Annotated in this window: 5 protein-coding genes; 3 read left to right on the plus strand and 2 right to left on the minus strand. The window is 68.1% G+C overall.

Annotated elements, in window-relative coordinates:
* Together DLJ59_RS04800 and DLJ59_RS04805 are read right to left on the minus strand one after the other, a co-directional pair.
* The coding region (locus DLJ59_RS04800; protein ID WP_124771298.1) for a lytic polysaccharide monooxygenase auxiliary activity family 9 protein at nucleotides 1–534 on the minus strand (534 nt) is incomplete at its 3' end.
* Nucleotides 535–641: 107 nt separating this feature from the next.
* Nucleotides 642–917, minus strand: coding sequence for an isoamylase early set domain-containing protein (locus DLJ59_RS04805; protein ID WP_124771299.1), 276 nt, complete (start codon nucleotides 915–917; stop codon nucleotides 642–644).
* A gap of 156 nt (nucleotides 918–1,073) precedes the next feature.
* Here DLJ59_RS04805 and DLJ59_RS04810 point away from each other — a divergent pair, with 156 nt between their 5' ends.
* From DLJ59_RS04810 to DLJ59_RS04820, 3 genes are all read left to right on the plus strand, one after another.
* Nucleotides 1,074–1,334 carry a Prokaryotic metallothionein gene (locus DLJ59_RS04810; RefSeq protein ID WP_124771300.1) on the plus strand — a complete coding sequence of 87 codons (261 nt, stop codon included), beginning with the start codon at nucleotides 1,074–1,076 and terminating at the stop codon, nucleotides 1,332–1,334.
* 32 nt (nucleotides 1,335–1,366) lie between these two features.
* A complete protein-coding gene (locus tag DLJ59_RS04815) occupies nucleotides 1,367–1,822 on the plus strand; it encodes a GNAT family N-acetyltransferase (protein ID WP_124771301.1) in 456 nt (151 codons plus the stop codon).
* 118 nt (nucleotides 1,823–1,940) lie between these two features.
* On the plus strand, nucleotides 1,941–2,623 hold a 683-nt coding region (locus DLJ59_RS04820), incomplete at its 3' end, for a lytic polysaccharide monooxygenase auxiliary activity family 9 protein (RefSeq protein ID WP_148096929.1).

Below are 2,623 nucleotides of genomic sequence, written 5' to 3' on the forward strand. Positions count from 1 at the left end.
GATGGGGGTCGGGTTCGACCCGCCGCCGCCGATCTGCACGTCGATGCAGGAGTAGAAGGCGTTCGCCGTGTCGGAGATGTTCCACACCGCGAGGACCTTCTGCCGGCCGGTGAAGCCGCCGAGGTTGACGTTGTGCGACACCGTGGCGCCCGGCTGCTGGCCGTTGCCGTTGACCACGCCGACCCGGGTGTTGCCGATCCAGTACTCCCAGTTGCTGGTGGCGTGCCGGGCGGTGTTCACCCAGGTGAAGGTGAGCGAGCTGCCCACCGAGGTGGCCGGCCAGCCCCGACTGTCGTCGTTGAGAACGGCGAACTGGGCGATTCCGGCATTGCAGCTGCGCAGGCCCTTTGGCCCTTCGACGCTCTGCGGCTCGTACTTGATCTGCCCGCAGTCGGGCACCCGGCCCTGCGCGCAGAGCGCTTGGCGGCTCGGTGGGGCGGAGACGTAGCCGTGCGCCTGCGCGGGGGCGGCGACGGTGAGGGTGGCGGCGACAGCGCCCGCCGCCACCAGCGGGACGGTGATTCTTCGACGCATCGGGCAGCTCCTTCTTCAGGTGCGGTGAGGTGCCCTCAACGTAATTTAAACATTGTTAACAGTAAAGACCTCCATCGATAAATACATCGATGGTGACGGTTTTCTTGTCAGAGCCGGAGCAGGCTGCCCCGGTCGTCGACCTGATCGGCTGACTCGTCGTCCAACCAGACGCCGCCGGTGCCGAGGTAACGGAACCGGTGCTCCCCCGGCGGCAGCTTCACGGTCACCGTCCTGGTGCCGTCGCGGCGGGCCGTCAACTCGTGGCGACCCGGCTGCCAGCCATTGAAGGAGCCGACGACGCTCACCGGGCCGGGCGGGACACCACGGGGCAGGCAGAAGGTGACCCGGGTCTGGTTGCCGAAGAGTTTGTTGCGCTTGATCACGGTGATCCTCCGGGGGTTGCGGCGGTTCACCCGGCATAACGGGCAACACGCCGAGACCGACACGCCGCCAGTGCGGTCAGGGCATCGACGTTCCGCCCCACGTCGCGGCGGACTGGGGGATTCTGTAGGCACTTGTTCACTTAATGGAGGTTTTCGGTGGCAACCTGCGAGGTCTGCGGCAACGACTACTGGATGGCGTTCGAGGTGCACACCGTCAGCGGCGACGTGCACACCTTCGACTCGTTCGAATGCGCGATCCACCGGATGGCACCGATCTGCGAACACTGCCAGATCAAGATCGTCGGGCACGGCGTCGAAGTCAACGGCCGCTTCTTCTGCTGCGCGCACTGTGCCCGCGCCGTCGAGGGCGCGGTGGGTGCCGAGGTCCGCGACGCCGTCGGCGCCCGCCCGGCCTGAGCACGCCCGCACCACCGACCTACCATCGGCGGATGCCCCAGCAGACCACCGAGATCCGGACGGCCTCCTTCGCCGACCTGGACACCCGCACCTTCCACGACCTGCTCAAACTGCGCATCGACGTGTTCGTGGTGGAGCAGAACTGCCCGTACCCGGAACTCGACGGGCGCGACGTCGAGCCGGGCACCCGGCACCTCTGGCTCACCGACGGCGGCGCGCCGCTGGCGTACCTGCGGATCCTGGCCGACCCGGACGGCATCGCCCGGATCGGTCGGGTGGTGGTGGCCCCGGCAGCGCGCGGCGGCGGACACGCCGGGCGGCTGATGAGCGCGGCGCTGGAGGTGGTGGGCAACCGGCAGTGCGTGCTGGAGGCGCAGTCGCACCTGGTCGCGTTCTACGCCCGGCACGGCTTCGCGGTGAGCGGCCCCGAGTACGTCGAGGATGGCATTCCGCACACGCCGATGCGACGCGAACCCATTGACGTGTGACGATCAAGCTGGCATCGTGCCGGGTATAGCCATCGCCAGAGCCAGCGATGAGGCACGGGAGTGGGCAACTCCCGGCGATCCGGGTGTCGACGTCCGACCTCATCCCCCCGGGGGCTCCATGTCCACTCTCACCCGATCACGACGCGTGCTCTGGCTGTTCGCCATCGTGGCGACCACCACGCTCCTGTTGACGACCGCACTGACCACCGTGCTGACCAAGCCCGCCTCGGCGCACGGCTCGGTCGTCGACCCGGCCTCACGCAACTACAGCTGCTGGCAACGGTGGGGCGGCGACTTCCAGAACCCTCAAATGGCCACCGAGGACCCGATGTGCTGGCAGGCCTGGCAGGCCGACCCCGCCGCCATGTGGAACTGGAACGGCCTGTTCCGCGAGGGCGTGGGGGGCAACCACCAGGCCGCCGTCCCCGACGGGCAGCTGTGCAGCGGCGGACGCACCCAGAGCCCCCGCTACAACGCGCTGGACACCGTCGGCGCCTGGAAGGCCACCTCGGTGTCGAACAACTTCCGGCTGCGTTTCTTCGACCAGGCCAGTCACGGCGCCGACTACATCCGGGTGTACGTGACCAAGCAGGGCTTCAACTCCACCACCCAACCGCTCGGCTGGGGCAACCTGGAGTTGGCCGGTCAGATCGGTAACACCCCGGCCTCGCAGTGGGACTCGGACACCGGTGGTGTCTCGATCCAGATCCCGGTCAGCGCGCCCGGACGCACCGGACGGCACATCGTCTACACCGTGTGGCAGGCCAGCCACTTTGACCAGTCGTACTACCTGTGCAGCGA

The sequence above is a fragment of the Micromonospora inaquosa genome, assembly GCF_003857055.1.
GTDB classification, from domain to species: Bacteria; Actinomycetota; Actinomycetes; order Mycobacteriales; family Micromonosporaceae; genus Micromonospora; species Micromonospora inaquosa.